Origin of the sequence: Sphaerisporangium viridialbum (assembly GCF_049674955.1) — a bacterium.
Classification (GTDB): Bacteria; Actinomycetota; Actinomycetes; order Streptosporangiales; family Streptosporangiaceae; genus Sphaerisporangium; species Sphaerisporangium viridialbum.
The window spans coordinates 9,212,400-9,228,684 of the sequence record NZ_CP187232.1; the positions used below are offsets into that span (position 1 = coordinate 9,212,400).

The following is a 16,285-nucleotide window of genomic DNA, read 5'->3' on the forward strand; positions in this document are numbered from 1 at the left end:
GCACGGGCTTCCCGAGCGGCTACCCAAGCGGCTTCCAGCGGCTTCCCCGCGCGGCGACGGGGCGCGGGGTGGAAAGGTAGGGTGCCGCGCGGGACGAGGCAGGCCAGGCCTCCCCCGCCAACCGTAAATATCCTGGCCCAGTGGGAAATGTGGAGCAGATGACGGCGAACCCCGAGTGGACCCCCGACTGGGTGCCCGACGCCCGCGAGCTCGCCGATCTGGAGCTGCTGCTCTCCGGCGCCTTCGACCCCCTCACGGGCTTCCTCGGGTCGGCCGACGTCGCCTCGGTCGTCGAGAACGGCCGCCTGGCCGACGGCACGCCCTGGCCGGACCCGGTCACGCTGATGCTGCCGCACGACCACCCCGTGTCCGCCGGGCAGGAGCTCACGCTGCGCGACCCGGAGGGCGCCGCGATCGCCTCGATGACCGTGACCGAGCGCACGGCCGACGGCCTGGTGGCCGGCCCGGTGAAGTCGCTGGGCGCCTCCGAGCACGGCCCCTTCGCGCGCCTCCGGCGTCCCCCGGCGCAGGTGCGCGCCGAGCTGGGCGACCGTGCCGTCCTCGTGGTCACCATGCGGGGCCCGCTGGACGACCTGGACGAGATCACCGCCACGGCCCGCGAGCTGGACGCGACGATCCTGCTGCTCCCCCTGGCCTTCGGCGAGGGCGGCCCCGCGGTCGTGCGCGCGGCGCTCAAGGCCCGCGACCGGCTCCCGTCCGGCACCCAGGTCGCCGTGGTCCCCCTCGCCCCCCGCGAGCCCGAGATCGACCTGGAGCTCCGCGAGCACATCGCCACCGCCTACGGCGCCGACGAGCACCTGGCGGGGCCCGAGCCCATCACTCTGCCCGGGCCCCCGCACCGGCGCGGCCTGGTGGTGTTCTTCACCGGCCTGTCCGGGTCGGGCAAGTCGACGATCGCCCGCGGCCTGCACGACGCGCTGCTCGAACGCGGCAGCCGCACCGTCACCTACCTGGACGGCGACGTGGTGCGGCGGCAGCTCTCGGCGGGGCTGACGTTCTCCAAGCACGACCGCGACCTGAACATCCGCAGGATCGGCTTCGTCGCCGCCGAGGTCGCCCGGCACGGCGGCCTGGCCATCTGCGCGCCCATCGCCCCGTACGCCGCGACGCGCGACGAGGTGCGCCACATGGTCGAGGCGGTGGGGGCCGACTTCGTGCTGGTCCACGTGGCGACGCCGCTGGAGGAGTGCGAGCGCCGCGACCGCAAGGGGCTGTACGCCAAGGCGCGGGCGGGGCTCATCCCGGAGTTCACCGGCATCTCCGACCCGTACGAGGAGCCCGACGACGCCGACCTGACCCTCGACACGACCGGCATGGCGGTCGAGAGGGCCGTCGACTCCGTGCTGGGTGTGCTCAGCTCGGGCGGCTGGATCCGCTGACCGTACGCCTGCCGGCGCGTACGCCCGCCGGCGGTCAGTGGTCGGGGACGGGCGTCGAGCTGAAGTACGGCGCGCGCGCCAGCTCGGTGAAGGCGCGCGCGGCGGGCACGGTCGAGTCGAAGCGCGTGTCGCCCCGTGGCGCGCGCGGCGAGTCGAAGTAGACCAGGGCCTTGATCTGCGGGTACCCCCGGATCTGGCGGCGCACCGAGTTGAAGAAGGTGACCTTGAAGCCCGGGTCGTCGTGCCGTTCGAAGGCCCCCCACTCGGCCACCATGATCGGCTTGCCGGGGAACCGCATCTGCGTCCAGCGGTAGAAGCCCGGCCAGCTCGCGTGGTCACCACGGGTCTTGTCGACCAGGTTGGCGAAGTCGTTCACCCGGCGGTCGGCGTACGGGTCGAGGCCGATCCAGTCGACGACGTCGTCACCGGGATAGAGGTGCTCGAACCACGGCTTGGTCGCCCAGTTGGGTGCCCCCATGTAGGTCATGACCATCACGGCGTTCCTGACGCCGCGCTCGCGCAGGCGCAGCACCACGTGGCGGTACATCGCGGCGTAGTCCTCCGCGGTCATCCCCGACCCCGGGCTGGCGCGCACGTCGTTCTCGGGCTCGTGGTGGATGGTGAGGAAGAACCGTACGCGCAGCCTGTGCTTGATCCGCTCGGCGACGCGGTCGATGCGGGCGTCGATCGCGCCGTCGGCGATCTCGGCCCAGGTGTCGTGGACGGACGGCTTCCAGTTGATCAGCAGCAGCCGCTTCTTGGCGAGCTGCCGCTCCTCCGGCGTGGGGAACGGGTCGCCGCCCCGGTGGTACACGTGCACGATGTCGGCCCTGCGGCCCATGCGCTCCTCGGCGGCGGCGATGGCCAGTGAGGGCGGCCGGCCGCCGAAGACGTCGGGGGCCACTCCCCACCACGCGCCGCAGCTCGGGATGAGCTTGGCCGTCGCGACACAGCCCGGGGCACCGCTCGGGACCGTCATGCCGGCCGCGGGCGCGCGGTCTCCGGTCGCGACCTCCTCATGGGGCCGCACCGACGACACGGCGTAAACGATCAGCCCGCAGCCGGCGGCGATCCCCATCCCGAAAACCCACATTCCCGTCAGTCTGCGCAAGGCGGTCAAACCCCCTTCTAATCCATTTCCCCGAAGGCCGGTATTCACCTTCCCACTAATCGCCGCCGGACCGCCGGAAACTCGGTACCCCGCCGCCGAGCTGCGGCTTCCTAATTATGGAAATATCCATTTATGCGCGGCGGCTGGACGGATCCGCCACCCCCAAAAACTCCTGTATGCGGTCGAGGAATCTTGGGTTGTGCCTATAGTTCACTGGATCTGTTCCAGTGGTCTGCGCCCATGGCGACGACTCCAAGCAGCAATAGGGACAGATATGCATAACAACCCCGCGTCGAGAGGCCAGCCGTTTTCATGAACCACCCGGCGTCCTCAGTCCCCGGCCCGGCCACCGGGCGCGAGTTCGCCGAGTTCGGCTCGATGCTGCTGCGGCGCCGGGTCGCGCTCGCCGGGTTCCTGCTCGCCGGGCTCTGCTGCGGCGGCATCGTGCTCGCGATGACCCCGCCGTCCTACACGGCGACCGCCGAGGTGCTGGTGTCCTCCACCGGCGTCCAGGACCAGACCAACCAGACGAGCCAGCGCCAGCGCGAGCCGCTCAACCTCGACACGGAGGCCCAGGTCGCCCGTTCGGCCGTCGTCGCCTCCCGGGCAGCGCGCGCTCTGAAGGTCAAGGACCCCGACCCGCTCAGGGACCAGGTCACCGTCACCGTGCCGCCCAACTCCGCCGTGCTCGCCGTGTCCTACACCGCCCGTGACCCGGTCACCGCCGCCGCGGGAGCCGAGGCGTTCGCCAAGGCGTACCTCGCCAACCGCGAGGCCACGGCCAAGCACGCGCTCAACGCACAGCTCAAGGTGCTCGCGGGGAAGCTCCGCGAGGTCGACGCCGCGCTCGGCACGACCGTCACGGGCCTGCCCCGCACGGTGCCGGGCTCGGCGGCGCGCACCATCGCCGCCCAGCGGCAGAACGTCCTGAGCAAGCAGGTCTACAACCTCACCGTGAAGTACGACGCCCTCAGGACCGTCGCGATCACCCCCGGCAGCGTCATCAGCGACGCCCGCCCACCCACCTCGCCCGCCCAGCCGAGCCCGTCGCTCTACCTCGGCAGCGGGCTGTTCCTCGGCCTGCTCGCCGGGGCCGGCGCCGCCATGGTCCGCGACCGCTTCGACACCCGGCTCAGAACCGCGGCCGACGTCGAGCGGCTCAGCGGGCTCCCCGTGCTGTGCGAGGGCGAGAACGCCCGCGAGCTGCGCGAGCTCGCCATCGCCGTCGCGCGGCACCTGCGCGACGGCGGCGAGCTGCTCGTACGGAGCGTGTCGCCGGGCACCGACCCCGAGCCCATCGCCGACGACCTGCGCGTGGCGCTGACCGGCCTCGCGCCGATCTGGGTGCGCACCGACCAGGCGGCACGGGCCGACGCCGCCCTGCTGGTGGTCGAGAGCCGCGCGGCCCGCTCCAAGCAGCTCGCCCAGGCCGTGCGCCAGCTCCGGCGCACCGACACCGCGGCGCTGGGCGTGATCCTGCTCCCCTCGCCCGCCGCACTCCCGCGCGGCGAGTCCCGCCCCGCGCACCCCCGCCGCCACTCGAACGACCCTCCGGCCCGGGCCTCGTGAGGCCCCCGGCCGCCACCCCGCCACCACGCGGCGCGGGCATCGTGCGACTGCCACCCCTCCCCACCCCGCCGCCACGCCCCGGCGGTCCGGGCGTCCTGAGGATGCCCCCCGTACGACCCCACGGCGCCGGGGCCCTGCGGATGCCGCCCCCCGTCACCTGGCCGATCGCCGCGCTGCTCGTCGGGTACCCCATCTGGTGGGCCCTGGGCTTCGGCGGCCTGTCGATCCTCGTCGTCGCGGGCCCCATGGCGTTCGTGCTCTGGCGGCGGCGGCCGATCATGGTCCCCAAGGGCATGGGCCTGTGGATGCTGCTCCTCGCGGGCTACCTCGTGAGCGCGCTCATGCTGGGCGACTCGCCCCCAGGCACGTACGGCGAGCTCGGCACCGGCCGCGTCCTCGGTTACGCCATGCGGCTTGCCCTCTACGTCGCCCTGCTGGTCATGGTGCTCTACCTGGGCAACCTCACCGAGCGAGAGCTGCCGCAGCGCACGCTGGTGCGCATGCTCGGCGTGCTGTGCGTCACGACCGTGGCCGGGGGGCTGCTCGGCGTGGTGGCCCCGCGCTTCGAGTTCACCTCGCCCGTGGAGATGGTGCTGCCCGAGTGGATCAGCGGCAACTCCTTCGTCCGCAACCTGATCCACCCGACCGCGGCCCAGGTGCAGCACGTCCTCGGGCACGCCTCGCCGCGTCCGGAGGCCCCGTTCGAGTGGGCCAACGCCTGGGGCAGCAACATCTCGGTGCTGCTGATCTGGTTCGTCGTCGGCTGGTGGACCTACGGCGGGCCGATGCGAAGGGTCCTGTGCGTGGCCGTGGCCGCGCTGGCCACGATCCCGATCGTCTACTCGCTGAACCGCGGCCTGTGGATCGGCCTCGCCGTCACCGTCGCGTACGTCCTCATGCGCGCCCGTCCCCGCACGGGGCTGGCGATCGGCACGGCCCTCGCGGCGGCGGCGCTCGTGTTCGTCGCCGGCCCGCTCAACACCATCGTGGCCCAGCGCCTGGAGAGCCCGCACAGCAACGCCATCCGGGCGTTCACGGTCGCGAGCACGCTGGAGGCGGCCACCCACTCCCCGATCATCGGGTACGGCAACACCCGCAACGCCTTCGGCAACTACCAGACGATCACTACGGGCAGGACCGGCTGGTGCGCCGAATGCGGGCATCCGCCGCTGGGGAGCGACGGGCAGATCTGGCTGCTGCTGATCACTCAGGGCTTCACCGGGGCGGCGCTGTACGTGGCGTTCTTCACCGGGGCCATCCGCCGCTTCTGGCGCGACCGCACGCCGATCGGCCAGGCGGGCACGCTCGTGATGATTCTCGTGCTGCTCTACATGTTCGTCTACGACGGCCTGGTGACCGCGCTGAGCCTCTACCTGATCTCGTTCGCACTGCTCTGGCGCAACGGCCGGGCCGATGGCGTCCGGGCGCTGGAGGCACGCCCATGACCGACCACCGCACCCGCCTCCACTACCTCGACCAGGTGCTCCCCCTCCTCTACCCCTCTCCACCCGGGGTGGGGGCGACGGTTTCCGTTCCAGCGGCTTGTCCGGCGAGCCGCGTCTCGTACGCCGCGTACGCCCTGGTGCCGAGCAGGTTTCTGCCGCGCCGGCTCGTGCCCCGGTCCCGGTGGCTGCCGGGACGGCGGCGCCTGCCCCAGGGGCCCGGCACGATCGAGGGCTACCTCAGCCAGGTGCTCGGAGAGCCGGTCAGGGCCACCTGCCACGTACGACCGGCCTTGCGCGCGAACCGCAAACCGATCCTGGAGATCCACGGGGCCACCGGGAAGCCGCTCGCCTTCGTCAAGATCGGCGACACCGACCGCTCGCGGGCGCTGGTCCGGCACGAGAGCGCGACGCTCGAACTGCTGGCGGCCACGCCCCTGAAGGTCGTGGTCAGCCCAGCCGTCCTGCACCACGGGGTGTGGAACGGCCTGGAGGTGCTGGTCCTCTCACCCCTGCCGGTAAGGCGCGACCGCATCTCCTCCCTGCCGGTAAGGCGCGGCCGGATCTCACCGGCCCTGCTCAACCGCGCCATCGCGGAGATCGCCACGCTCGGCATGCCACGCGTGGCCCCCCCGGGAGCCGGCCGAAGGGACCCGCATCCACATCCATGCCAACACCTACACCCGCTCGCGCACGCACACCCCCACTCCCACCCGCACTGGCACCCGCACCCGCACCCGCACCCGCACCCGCACCCGGTGAGCCTTTCACCGGGGCTGAGCGGCACCGGCCGCCACGCCTGGCACGGTGACTTCTCGCCGTGGAACATGGCTCCCTCGCCCGACGGCCGACTGCTCGTCTGGGACTGGGAGCGTTTCGCCACCGGCGTGCCCCTGGGCTTCGACGCACTTCACCACTTCTTCCAGCGGGCGCTGCGCCGGATGCCACCGCCGGTCGCCGCCGAGGCGTGCCTGGCGCAGGCCGTACGTACGCTCGCGCCCTTCGGGCTGTCGGCGGGCGAGGCGCGGGAGACTGCGGTCCGCTACCTGATCGCCCTGGCCGACCGGTATGAGCGGGACGGCCACCAGCCGCTCGGGCCTCCCTCCCAATGGCTCAATCCGCTCGTCGATCATCAGGAGGTCCTGCCTTGAACCGCACCGTGAAGCTGTCCGCCCACGCCGTCTCCCACACAGCGGGGCGGCTGACCGTGAGCGGGCGCCTCCTGCCATCGTTCCTGATCGTGGGGGCGCAGCGCGGCGGCACGACGTCCCTCTACCGCACCCTCGCTCAGCATCCGCTCATGCTCAAACCCGTGCTCCGCAAGGGCGTCCACTACTTCGACGCCGCGTACGGCAAGGGGCTGTCGTGGTACCGCGCGCACTTCCCGCTGAAGGCCACGGCCCACCGCCTGGAGCGCAGGTACGGCATGCGGCCCCTGGCCTTCGAATCCTCGCCCTACTACATGTTCCACCCGCTGGCCGCCTCCCGGATCGCCGGTGACCTGCCGGGGGCGAAGCTCATCGTGCTGGTCCGCGATCCCGTCGAGCGCGCGTACTCCGCTCACGCCCACGAGGTGGCCCGGGGCTTCGAGACCGAGCCGTCGTTCGAGCGTGCGATCGAGCTGGAACCCCACCGGCTGGCGGGCGAGACGGAGCGGCTGTGCGAGCAGCCGTACGTGCTGAGCCACGCGCACCGCCACCACGCGTACCTCGCCCGGGGCCAGTACGCCGAGCAGCTCGATCGGCTGGAGCCTCTGTTCGGCCGGGGCCGGATCCTGGTGATCGACAGCGGGCGGTTCTTCACCTCGCCGGAGTGCGTGTACGACGAGGTGCTGGAGTTCCTGGGGTTGCCCCGCCTCGGCGACCCGATCTTCGAGCGCCACAACGCGCGTCCCCGGCCCACCGACATGCCCGCCTCGCTGCGCAACACCCTGTCCGACCACTTCGCCCCCTGGGACGAACGACTCCAGCCCTGGCTGTCCGGCACTCCCTCCTGGCGCAGATGACCGGCGACGACACGACACCGCCAACAGACAGGCCGCTACCCCCGATGGGCGACGAGGGTTCGCCGGTAAAGGGGGTGAGTTCCCCACTGGACGACGACGCGGGCTCACCGATGGGCGACGCGGGCTCGCCGGTGGGCGGCGCGGGGTCGCCGGTGGGCGGCGGGGGGTCGTTGGTCAGGGGTGGTGTGGCGGGGCTTGCCGGGGCGGTGGTCAACGCGGGTTCGCAGTTCCTGATCGTGGTCGCTCTGACCCGAGGGCTCGACGCCGGCACGGCGGGCGCCATCTTCACCGCGACGACGCTGTGCCTGATGGTCGCGGGAATCCTCCGGCTGGACTCGGGCAACGGGCTGATCTACTTCATCGCCCGGTCACGCAGGCACGGCAGGCATGACATATCCCGGTATTTCCGTACAGCACTTGGGCCGGTCATCGTGCTGTCCGTCATCACGGCGGTCCTAGTGATCGTCTGGGCAGACACGATCACGGCAGCCCTGGTCCCCACCCATGCCACGGCAGCGTCCGGCTCCGCCGTGACCAGCACGGCCGTGACCAGCATGGCCGTGACCAGCACCGCGTCCAGCTCGGTCAGGGCCGCGTCCGGCTCGGTCACGGCTGTGCTGGGCTCGGCGCTTCGGGTGCTCGGGGTGGCGCTTCCGGTGATCGTCTGTGCCGACGTCCTGGTCTCCGCGACCAGGGGCTTCGGGTCGATGCGCCCGACCGCACTGCTGAGCGGGGTGCTCCAGCCCGGGGCGCAGCTCGTCCTCGTGGGGACCGTGGCCCTGACAGGTGCCGCCACCGGTCTCAGCTGGGCGCTCCCCGCCGCCTGGGCCGTGCCCGCCCTGCCCGTACTGATCCTCAGCGCCCTCTGGTTACGCCGACGCGTGCCCGCAGGGTCGTACGTCACGGAGACCCGAGGATCGGACGCCGGGGGAACCACAGGACCGGACGTCCCCAGACCGGACGTCCCGGGAACCGCAGGACCAGACGTCCCGGGAACCGCAGGACCAGACGTCCCGGGAACCGGGGGGCCTGACGTCCAGGGAACGGCGGGGCCGTACGTCGGCGGGACCGCAGGGGAGTTCTGGCGTTATGTGGGACCTCGGGCACTCGGGGGCGCGGTGCAGGCGGTGTTCCAGCGGCTCGACATCGTGATCGTGGCGGTGCTCGCCGGGCCGGAGGAGGCCGCGCTGTACACCGCCGCCACGCGGTTCAAGGTGGTCGGCCAGCTCGTCAACCAAGGGCTCACCCAGGCCGTGCAACCCCGGCTCATACGCGCACTCGCGGAGGGCGATCTCTCCCTCGCCCGCAAGCTCTACCAGACCACCACCATGTGGCTGACGGTCCTGACCTGGCCCCTGTGGCTCGGGTACGCCGCGCTCGCGCCATGGCTGCTGCGGGTGTTCGGCGACGGCTACCGGCACGGAGCCGCCGTGGCGGCCGTGCTCGCCGCGACCATGATGCTGGCGACGGCCTGCGGCATGGCCGACGTCGTGCTCATCGCCGCCGGACACACCGCGTCCAGCATGGTGAACATCCTCGGTGCGATCGCGGTGACCATCGCCCTGGACGTCGTCCTGGTGCCCTCCCACGGCGCGTTCGGCGCCGTCCTCGGCTGGTCCGGCGGGGTCCTCGCCAAGAACCTGCTTCCCCTGTTCCAGATCGCCCGCCGGTACGAGCTGCGCCCGTTCGGCGTCCACAGCCTGCCCTCTCTGCGGCCCTGGCGCGCCGAGGAGGCCACATGACGCGTCGAGGAGGCCACGTGCAGGAGGGGCCCACCCTGCTCGGAGGCCGTGGGAACCGTGGGCCCATCCTGGTCACCGGGCTCCCGAGGAGCGGCACGAGCTGGGCCGGCAAGATGCTCGCCGCCGGAGGCGAGGTCGTCTACGTCAACGAGCCGCTCAACCCGCAGCGCCCGCCCGGCCGCTCCCCCGGGGTGCTGAACGCCACGGTCGGCCACCGGTTCCAGTACATCTGCGAGGACAACGAAGGCCCGTGGCTGCGCGCCTTCGCCGACACCGTGACCCTGCGCTACCGCTACGCCGCCGAGCTGCGCCGCAACCGGTCGCCCGGCGACCTGGCACGCCTGGCGAAGAACGCCTCCGCCTTCACGCTGGGCAGGCTACGAGGGCGCCGGGCGCTGCTGGACGACCCGTTCGCGCTGTTCTCGGCGGGCTGGTTCGCCGAGCGCCTGGGCTGCCGCGTGGTCCTGCTGGTGCGCGACCCGGTGTCGTTCGCGGCGAGCTGGCAGCGGCTGGGGTGGACCGTCTACTTCCATGAGCTGCTCGAACAGCCGCTCCTGGTGCGCGACCACCCATCCGTCGAGGCGCTACGCCCGCTCATCGGCTCACAGGACCGCCTCGCCAAGGCCGCCACCCTGTGGCGGGTGGCGCGGTCCGTCGCCGAGGCGCTGGCCGAGCGGCACCCGTCCATCCGCCTGGCCCGCTACGAGCAGCTCGCCACCGACCCGGTGACGGGCTACCGGGATCTGTACGAGTGGTGCGGGCTCACCTGGTCGGCCTCGGCCGAAAGGCGGATCGAGCAGGCCTGCACGGCGGGGGACGGCCGGACGGACGCCATCCCGGCGGACGGCCGGACGAACGCCGACCCAGCGGACGACTCGAACGGCGACGGCCCGCCGCGCGGCGCGAGGGACGGCGGCTTCGCCTGGTCGGGCCTGTCACGCACCGCCTACCGGCCCATGGACTCGCGCCGGGCCCTCGACCGCTACCGTGATCACCTCACCCCCGAGGAGATCACCCGAATCCGCCGCCTGACCCATTCCCCCTGAGCGATCTGCCCTGGGCCACAGGGGTTCACTGCCCTAGATTGTCGCAGCACAGTGGCCGCGGCACCTTTCCCCTGACCATGCTGTACGCCGACGCCCGCGGCGTGTATCGGGTGTACCGGATGACGCTCGCCGACGGCGTGTGGACCATGTGGCGGGACGCGCCCGGGTTCAACCAGCGCTTCACCGGCACGCTCAGCGCCGACGGTGACACCGTGGACGGGCGGTGGGAGATGTCGGAGGACGGCGTGACCTGGAACCTCGATTTCGAGCTGACCTACACGCGCGTACGTTGAGGAGCCGACCTGCACCCGCGTACGTTGAGGAGCCGACCTACACGCGCGTACGTTGAGGAGCCGACCTACACGCGCGTACGTTGAGGAGCCGACCTACACGCGCGTACGTTGAAGGACAGACCGAAGCTCGCGTGATCACACCGAAGAGCCGCCGGTCTCACGAGCTCCATGAAGGTTGCGCACCAGGCCGATCTCGGCGACATTCTTGGTCAGCTCGATGTTGACCCAACCCGCGATGTCCACCAGCGTTTGTTCCCGCCCCCACGGCAGGCTCGTGGTCCTGTCGGCGGAGTCGAGGTCGGCATCGGTGAGCTTCAGCAGGTTCGCCCGCCAGTCATCCTTCAGCCCGCCCATCCAGTCGGCTGCGGCCGCGGCGGTGCCCGGCCAGGTGATCTCTTCGCGCGTGGGCGCTCCGGACCCGAAACAGTGTCCGAGAGTGGTCGTCCACCAGAAGCCGATGTGCCAGGTCAGCCACCCGATCGAGACAGCGGGCACCGGATTCGGTTCAGGCACTTCCCAGTCGGCCACCCAGCGGCCCTGACCGTCCGGCCGGACGGTCCAGCAGTGCGGCGCCGGTTCCCAGAGGCAGACCGCATCGTCGAGATCGTTCAGGTGGTACTCGAACAGCGACCATGCGATGTCGAGCTGCCGGATCAGCAGATCCACGCGGGCTACAGTCATCGGTGGAGCCTTTCACCGCCTTCGGCGGCCACGCCACCGGTTTACCGCCCCGGCCGGCCACTGCTGTCCGCGCTTCGGCGTCCGTGAGTGCGGGAGGGATGGGAGGGGGTCACGCGCTCTCTGTCGCTCTTGATCAGGCGCTTCAGAAGGCAGACGGTGAGCAGGCGCAGCGCGAAGGGCAGGTCATCGACGAGGTAGCGGCGCGCGAGCCGGCCAGGCTCGGCGGCCAGGCGGAAGAGCCATTCGAGGCCTGAGCGTTGCATCCACTCGGGGGCCCGCCGAACCGACCCGGCGGTGAAGGCGATCGCCGAGCCGCAGCCGACGAACCAGGCCCCGGGCAGATCGGCGCGGAGTGCGGCGATCAAGCGGTCCTGCTTGGGAAAGCCGAGACCCACGAAGACCAGGCGCGGACGTGCCGCGAGCAGCACCTCACGTACCGCCATCACCCCCTCCTCGGAGGTGTCGAAGCCGTGCGGAGGGGAGACGACCCCCGCCACGTGAAGGCCGGGATAACGGTCGGCCAGCACCTCGGACGCGCGGACGGCCACGCCCGGCGGCCCGCCGAGGAGATAGACCGGCAGGTCGTTGGACGCCGCCGCCTCCGACAGCGACCAGATCAGGTCGGCACCGGTGATGCGCTCGGGTACGGGCGTGCCGAGCAGCCTGGACGCCCACACCAGCGGCATGCCGTCGGGAACGGCGAGGTCGGCGCCCGCGACGAGCGCCCGTACCTCGGGGTCGCGCGAGCAGGCGCGGCAGATGTCGACGTTGGGGGTGACCACGTGTCCGCCTTCCCCCCGCGCGAGGGCGGCGACGACGTGGCCTACCACCTCCCCCTCCGTGAGGGCGTCGACCTCGACGCCCGCGACCTTCACTCGGGGGCGGCTCCCGTTGATCGCGAGCGCGGCGCCCTCACGGGTCTGTGTCCGAGGTGCCATCAGATGCCATGCCCTCGGGTGTGCAGAGCGCTGAGCACCGCCCGGGCGGGGACCACGCCGAGCGCCACGGCCAGCGCGATCGGGACGCGGGGCTCCCCCCAGCGGGCGGCGAACGCGCGAACGGCCCAGCGCCACGCCTCGCGGCGGCGTCCCAGCGCGGCGTTGTGGAAGGCGAGCTGGCCGTAGATGCGCGCGGCGCCGCGCGGGTCGGCGGCCAGGTAGGGGTGCCGGGCGAGAATCCATTCGAGCCCCGCGATGCGGTCTGCCCACCGTGTCGCGTACGCGGAGGCTCCCCAGCGGACCCGCACCAGCGGCCGGTCGACGTACGCCAGGGGATGGCGCCCGGCGGCGCGCAGGGCGAGGTCCCAGTCTTCGTTCTGCCCGGCGGGGGCGCTCTCGTCCGGCCATACGGACCCGCGCCTGAACAGGAACGTCGAGGAGTGCACCATCACCATGCGGGAGCGGGTGAGGTGCTGTCTGGTGACCTGACTCGTGCCTGCGAGCCGGGGGACGCGCCGCGAGTCGTACTCGACCTCGATGGCGCAGCCCGCGAACTCGGCCGCGGGGTCGGCGGCGAGCGCGGCGAGTTGGGCGCCGAGCTTGCCCGGCAGCCACAGGTCGTCGTCGTCGCAGAAGGCCACCAGGTCGGTGGCGAGGGCGGCGATGCCGGTGTTGCGGGCGCCCGGCAGCCCAGGGCTGAAGCGGTTCGGCAGGACGCGGACCCTCCCCGGGGCTTCGGCGACGGCATCGGCCACCTGCGCCACCACGGCGTTCACCTGGTCGCCGTCGACCACCACGACGACGTCGACCCCGCCCGGATGACGCTGGGCCAGCACCGCGCGCACCGCGGCCTGGAGCAGGTGGGGACGGTCTCCCCGCGTGGGGATGACCACGCCGACGGTGGGGTTCACCGGCATTCCGACGCGGGAAGCCCTGCCGCGAGCCATGGGGAAGTCGCCCCTTCCGGTGCCTGCCGATCGCGTACGCGATAGCCGTACTGGATCATCAGGGGCCAGGTCAGCGCGGTGACCAGCCATCCGTGGCGGCGGGAGAGTCGATCGCACCAGGAGTCGTCCCTGCTGAGCTCCACGGGCCCGGCCGTGAACCGCATCGGATTGCCGGCGCAGGTGTGCGCCATCGACAGCTCGGCCAGGCCGGGACGGAGGAACGCCAGGTCACCCCCGTCGGCCTCACCGAACCCCAGGCGGGCCAGCAACGTGGCCAGGACCGCGCGGGGATCGGCCAGCAGGTCTTCGTACCGGATGCGGATCACGGTGCCGCCTCTGCGGGCGAGCAGCTCGAAGGCGAGGTTCTGCACGACCCAGTGAACGGAGGTGCGGAAGGGCCGCCAGCGGGTCATCGGGGTGCCGTCCTCGGGTCTTCTGACCTGCCTGCGCCAGGAGTACGCGACCGCGCGCGGATCTCGGACCACGTGGACGACGCTCAGATCCACGACCGGGGAGGTGCTCAGGCAGAAGGCCAGGGACGCGTGCTTGCTGGAGTCGACCACCACGGGACACGCGGCGATCTGCGCCGCCGCCTCGTAGACCCGCGAGTACGCCCGGGTGTAGCCGCTGAGGCCGACGCGGCAATGCCGTGCCGCCATGGCGGGGATGTGGCGGGTGCGGTCGACCCTGTGCCGCAGCGTGAGCACGCGGTCGGCGAGGCCGGACGACCATCCCCCGAACGCCCGGACGCCGACCCTGCGCCAGAAGGGACAGGCGGTGAACGGCTCCCCGCACCCGCACGGCTCGTGGGCGCCGACCCCACGCTCCCACAGGTGAACCACCTCACCAAGGGGCGCGATGCCGGGGACCTCACCGAGCAACCGCTCAAGCAGGGTCGTGCCGCTGCGCCCCAGCCCACCTAGGAAGATCACACGAACAGCCACTGGACCCCCGAGGACAGCCAACACGAAACGTGCTGAAGCTAACACAGAGAGTAATCGTCAGGTGCTGGAATCACAAAGGATCTACCAATAACCCGGCACCCGTTCGGCGGTGGACTGGTTGGGCCGGGTGCGTCATTCCGTCCTCGCTCCCGTGTGACCGGGGGACCCGGTTGCTTCCTACTGAGGACCATGACCACTCAAGACAGGCATGCAGCCGGGAGGGCCGCCCCGCCGTCACTGGCTCAACGAATCGTCATAATCCAGGCAAAAGGCCGGGCAGGGCTGGGGTGGACCCCTGCCTCTGTCGGTCACTCTCAGTCATGCTTGAGTTTGGCGAAGAGCTGGGCGGCTTCGGGTTGCTTCCATTCCAAGCGGTTGGGGTCCTCGCGATACGGCTGCCAGGGAACGGTGACGAACCGGACGCGCGCCCCGGCCTCCTGCACATCTCTGGCGATGGAGTACATGGTCTCCAGATCCAGCCCCTCGTCGGTGGTGATCGACCTGCGGGCCACGTCGACGAAGGCGGCCAGACGGTCGGGCTCCTTCAAATGGCCCGTGACCTGCTTCAGCATGGCGTTCATGAAGGCCTGCTGCCGCTTGATCCGCCCTAGGTCCGACCCGTCGCCGAGGCCGTAGCGCGTGCGGACGTAGGCCAGCGCCTGCTCACCGCCGAGATGGTGCCGGCCCGCGGACAACCGCAGTTTCGACTTCGGGTCGTCCACCGCCGTGGGCAGCGTGACCTCGACCCCGCCCAGCGCGTCCACCATCTCCTTGAACCCGGAGTAGCGGATCTCGATCGCGTGGTCGACATGGACGCCGGTCGCGGACTCGACCGTCTTCCATGCGCACTTCAGGCCCCCCACGTTGAACGCCTGGTTGATCATGCTCACTTGGGGGTGACCGGAACCGGTTGCGCACGTGGGCACGCGGACCATGGAGTCCCTCGGCAGGCTGACCACCGTGACGTTCTTCCGGTCCGCGGACAGGTGCAGAAGGATCATCACATCGCTTCGCTCGCCGAGGTTGGGGTTCGCGGGCATTCCTCTCGGTCGGGGTCGCATGTCGGAGCCCACCACCAGCACGTTGAGGGCTTCGTTCTGCTTCGGCGGTCTGTCCCAGGTGGGCGGCGTCAGGGTTCTCGAAGCGGGAGTTCCCCGCAGCAGCACCGTCGGTACGACGACGAGCGCGGCGGTGACTCCCGCGACCACCGCGAGCGTCATCCACCCCATCCGGCCGGTCAGACGGCGTCTCCCCTCACCGGTGATCGCCCCGAACAGGCCCCGGCGGGAACTCGCCCCGGACAGGCCCCGGCGGGACCCCTCGCCCGCGGTCATGCCGAGCAGGCGATGACGCTGGTGGGCCAGCGTGGCGGGCGGCTCGTGCTCCAGGTCGCGGCCGAGGTCGCGAAGCATCGAAAGGTCGTCCATCGCTACTCCTCGTCCGTCATCGGGTTGGTGTCACCGAGCGCCGTGCGCACCTTGCGCCGGGCCCGGTTGAGGCGGGAACGCACTGTTCCGATTGGTATGCCGAGGGCCTTGGCCACTTCCTCGTACGACAGGTCACCCCAGGCGATCAGCAGCAGGACGTCGCGGTCGCCCTTCGAGAGACCCGCGAGCGCGGGCACGAGCAGCGCGCGGGATGCCGTCGCGGTGACCCCGGCGGCCACCCGGTCGGCGGGAGACTCCGTGCTGCGCTCGACCGGTGCCCGCATCAGCGCGCGATAGCGGGCCGCCTCCGTGCGGTGATGCCGGGAGATCAGCTTGGTCACGATGCCGAAGAGCCAGGGCCGGGCGTCGGTGTGGGTCAGGTCGTACCGGTCGCGACGGCCGAAGGCGGTCAGGAACGTCTCCCCCACCAGGTCCTCGGCGACCTCGGGGCCGAGTCTTCGGGAGACGTACCGGTAGAGCATTCCGGAATAGCGGTCGAACAGGGCGGCGAATGCCTCCGGCCGCGCCCTGGACTCGGCGATGAGCTCCGAATCCGGGCTCCGGGTCGTGGGTGGTGCGGTCATCGTCGACACCATGGCATCGAGCCGGCCTTCCCGTAGGGGACTTGTCAGCGATATCTCGCCACAAGTCCCAATCCGGGTTCACGGCGCGCTGTACGAACCTGCCGGACTCACGGTTCTGTCGGAGCAGGTTGATACTCATTGGCCCATCACGATGAT

Annotated in this window: 15 protein-coding genes; 8 read left to right on the top strand and 7 right to left on the bottom strand. The window is 71.4% G+C overall.

What is annotated here, in order from left to right:
- Positions 1-158 precede the first annotated feature (158 nt).
- Complete coding sequence (cysC, locus tag ACOZ38_RS41440; RefSeq protein WP_424537186.1) at positions 159-1,400, top strand: adenylyl-sulfate kinase; 1,242 nt, start codon at positions 159-161, stop codon at positions 1,398-1,400.
- Between the two features lie 34 nt (positions 1,401-1,434).
- Here the strand turns inward: cysC and ACOZ38_RS41445 are convergent, their stop codons facing one another.
- Positions 1,435-2,493: a glycoside hydrolase family 26 protein gene (locus tag ACOZ38_RS41445; RefSeq protein WP_424536323.1), complete on the bottom strand. Its 1,059-nt coding sequence runs from the start codon at positions 2,491-2,493 to the stop codon at positions 1,435-1,437.
- Positions 2,494-2,823: 330 nt separating this feature from the next.
- Between ACOZ38_RS41445 and ACOZ38_RS41450 the strand changes: the two genes are divergently transcribed.
- From ACOZ38_RS41450 to ACOZ38_RS41480, 7 genes are all read left to right on the top strand, one after another.
- On the top strand, positions 2,824-4,080 hold the full coding sequence (locus ACOZ38_RS41450) for a Wzz/FepE/Etk N-terminal domain-containing protein (protein WP_424536324.1): 1,257 nt from the start codon (positions 2,824-2,826) through the stop codon (positions 4,078-4,080).
- A gap of 101 nt (positions 4,081-4,181) precedes the next feature.
- The gene (locus ACOZ38_RS41455) at positions 4,182-5,525 is read left to right on the top strand and encodes an O-antigen ligase family protein (RefSeq protein ID WP_424536325.1); all 1,344 of its coding nucleotides are present in this window, start codon (positions 4,182-4,184) and stop codon (positions 5,523-5,525) included.
- Positions 5,522-6,673 (top strand): hypothetical protein, encoded by a 1,152-nt coding sequence (locus tag ACOZ38_RS41460; RefSeq protein WP_424536326.1) that lies wholly within the window; start codon positions 5,522-5,524, stop codon positions 6,671-6,673. The genes ACOZ38_RS41455 and ACOZ38_RS41460 overlap by 4 nt, the downstream gene beginning before the upstream one ends.
- Positions 6,631-7,527: a sulfotransferase domain-containing protein gene (locus ACOZ38_RS41465; RefSeq protein WP_424536327.1), complete on the top strand. Its 897-nt coding sequence runs from the start codon at positions 6,631-6,633 to the stop codon at positions 7,525-7,527. Before ACOZ38_RS41460 ends, ACOZ38_RS41465 begins: the two co-directional genes overlap by 43 nt.
- 74 nt (positions 7,528-7,601) lie before the next feature.
- Positions 7,602-9,269, top strand: coding sequence for a lipopolysaccharide biosynthesis protein (locus ACOZ38_RS41470; protein WP_424536328.1), 1,668 nt, complete (start codon positions 7,602-7,604; stop codon positions 9,267-9,269).
- A complete protein-coding gene (locus ACOZ38_RS41475; protein WP_424536329.1) occupies positions 9,266-10,315 on the top strand; it encodes a sulfotransferase in 1,050 nt (349 codons plus the stop codon). The genes ACOZ38_RS41470 and ACOZ38_RS41475 overlap by 4 nt, the downstream gene beginning before the upstream one ends.
- Positions 10,316-10,353: 38 nt before the next feature.
- Positions 10,354-10,608 carry a hypothetical protein gene (locus tag ACOZ38_RS41480; RefSeq protein WP_424536330.1) on the top strand — a complete coding sequence of 85 codons (255 nt, stop codon included), beginning with the start codon at positions 10,354-10,356 and terminating at the stop codon, positions 10,606-10,608.
- A gap of 135 nt (positions 10,609-10,743) precedes the next feature.
- Here the strand turns inward: ACOZ38_RS41480 and ACOZ38_RS41485 are convergent, their stop codons facing one another.
- The 6 genes from ACOZ38_RS41485 to ACOZ38_RS41510 form a co-directional block, all read right to left on the bottom strand.
- Positions 10,744-11,274, bottom strand: a complete 531-nt coding sequence (locus ACOZ38_RS41485) for a DinB family protein (RefSeq protein WP_424536331.1) — start codon at positions 11,272-11,274, stop codon at positions 10,744-10,746.
- A gap of 56 nt (positions 11,275-11,330) precedes the next feature.
- Positions 11,331-12,227, bottom strand: a complete 897-nt coding sequence (locus ACOZ38_RS41490; protein ID WP_424536332.1) for a WecB/TagA/CpsF family glycosyltransferase — start codon at positions 12,225-12,227, stop codon at positions 11,331-11,333.
- Complete coding sequence (locus ACOZ38_RS41495; RefSeq protein ID WP_424536333.1) at positions 12,227-13,138, bottom strand: glycosyltransferase; 912 nt, start codon at positions 13,136-13,138, stop codon at positions 12,227-12,229. The genes ACOZ38_RS41490 and ACOZ38_RS41495 overlap by 1 nt, the downstream gene beginning before the upstream one ends.
- Positions 13,135-14,118, bottom strand: coding sequence for a sulfotransferase domain-containing protein (locus ACOZ38_RS41500; protein WP_424536334.1), 984 nt, complete (start codon positions 14,116-14,118; stop codon positions 13,135-13,137). Before ACOZ38_RS41500 ends, ACOZ38_RS41495 begins: the two co-directional genes overlap by 4 nt.
- Before the next feature lie 314 nt (positions 14,119-14,432).
- Positions 14,433-15,545 (bottom strand): LCP family protein, encoded by a 1,113-nt coding sequence (locus tag ACOZ38_RS41505; RefSeq protein ID WP_424536335.1) that lies wholly within the window; start codon positions 15,543-15,545, stop codon positions 14,433-14,435.
- Between the two features lie 2 nt (positions 15,546-15,547).
- Positions 15,548-16,129, bottom strand: coding sequence for an RNA polymerase sigma factor (locus ACOZ38_RS41510; RefSeq protein WP_424536336.1), 582 nt, complete (start codon positions 16,127-16,129; stop codon positions 15,548-15,550).
- Positions 16,130-16,285 lie beyond the last annotated feature (156 nt).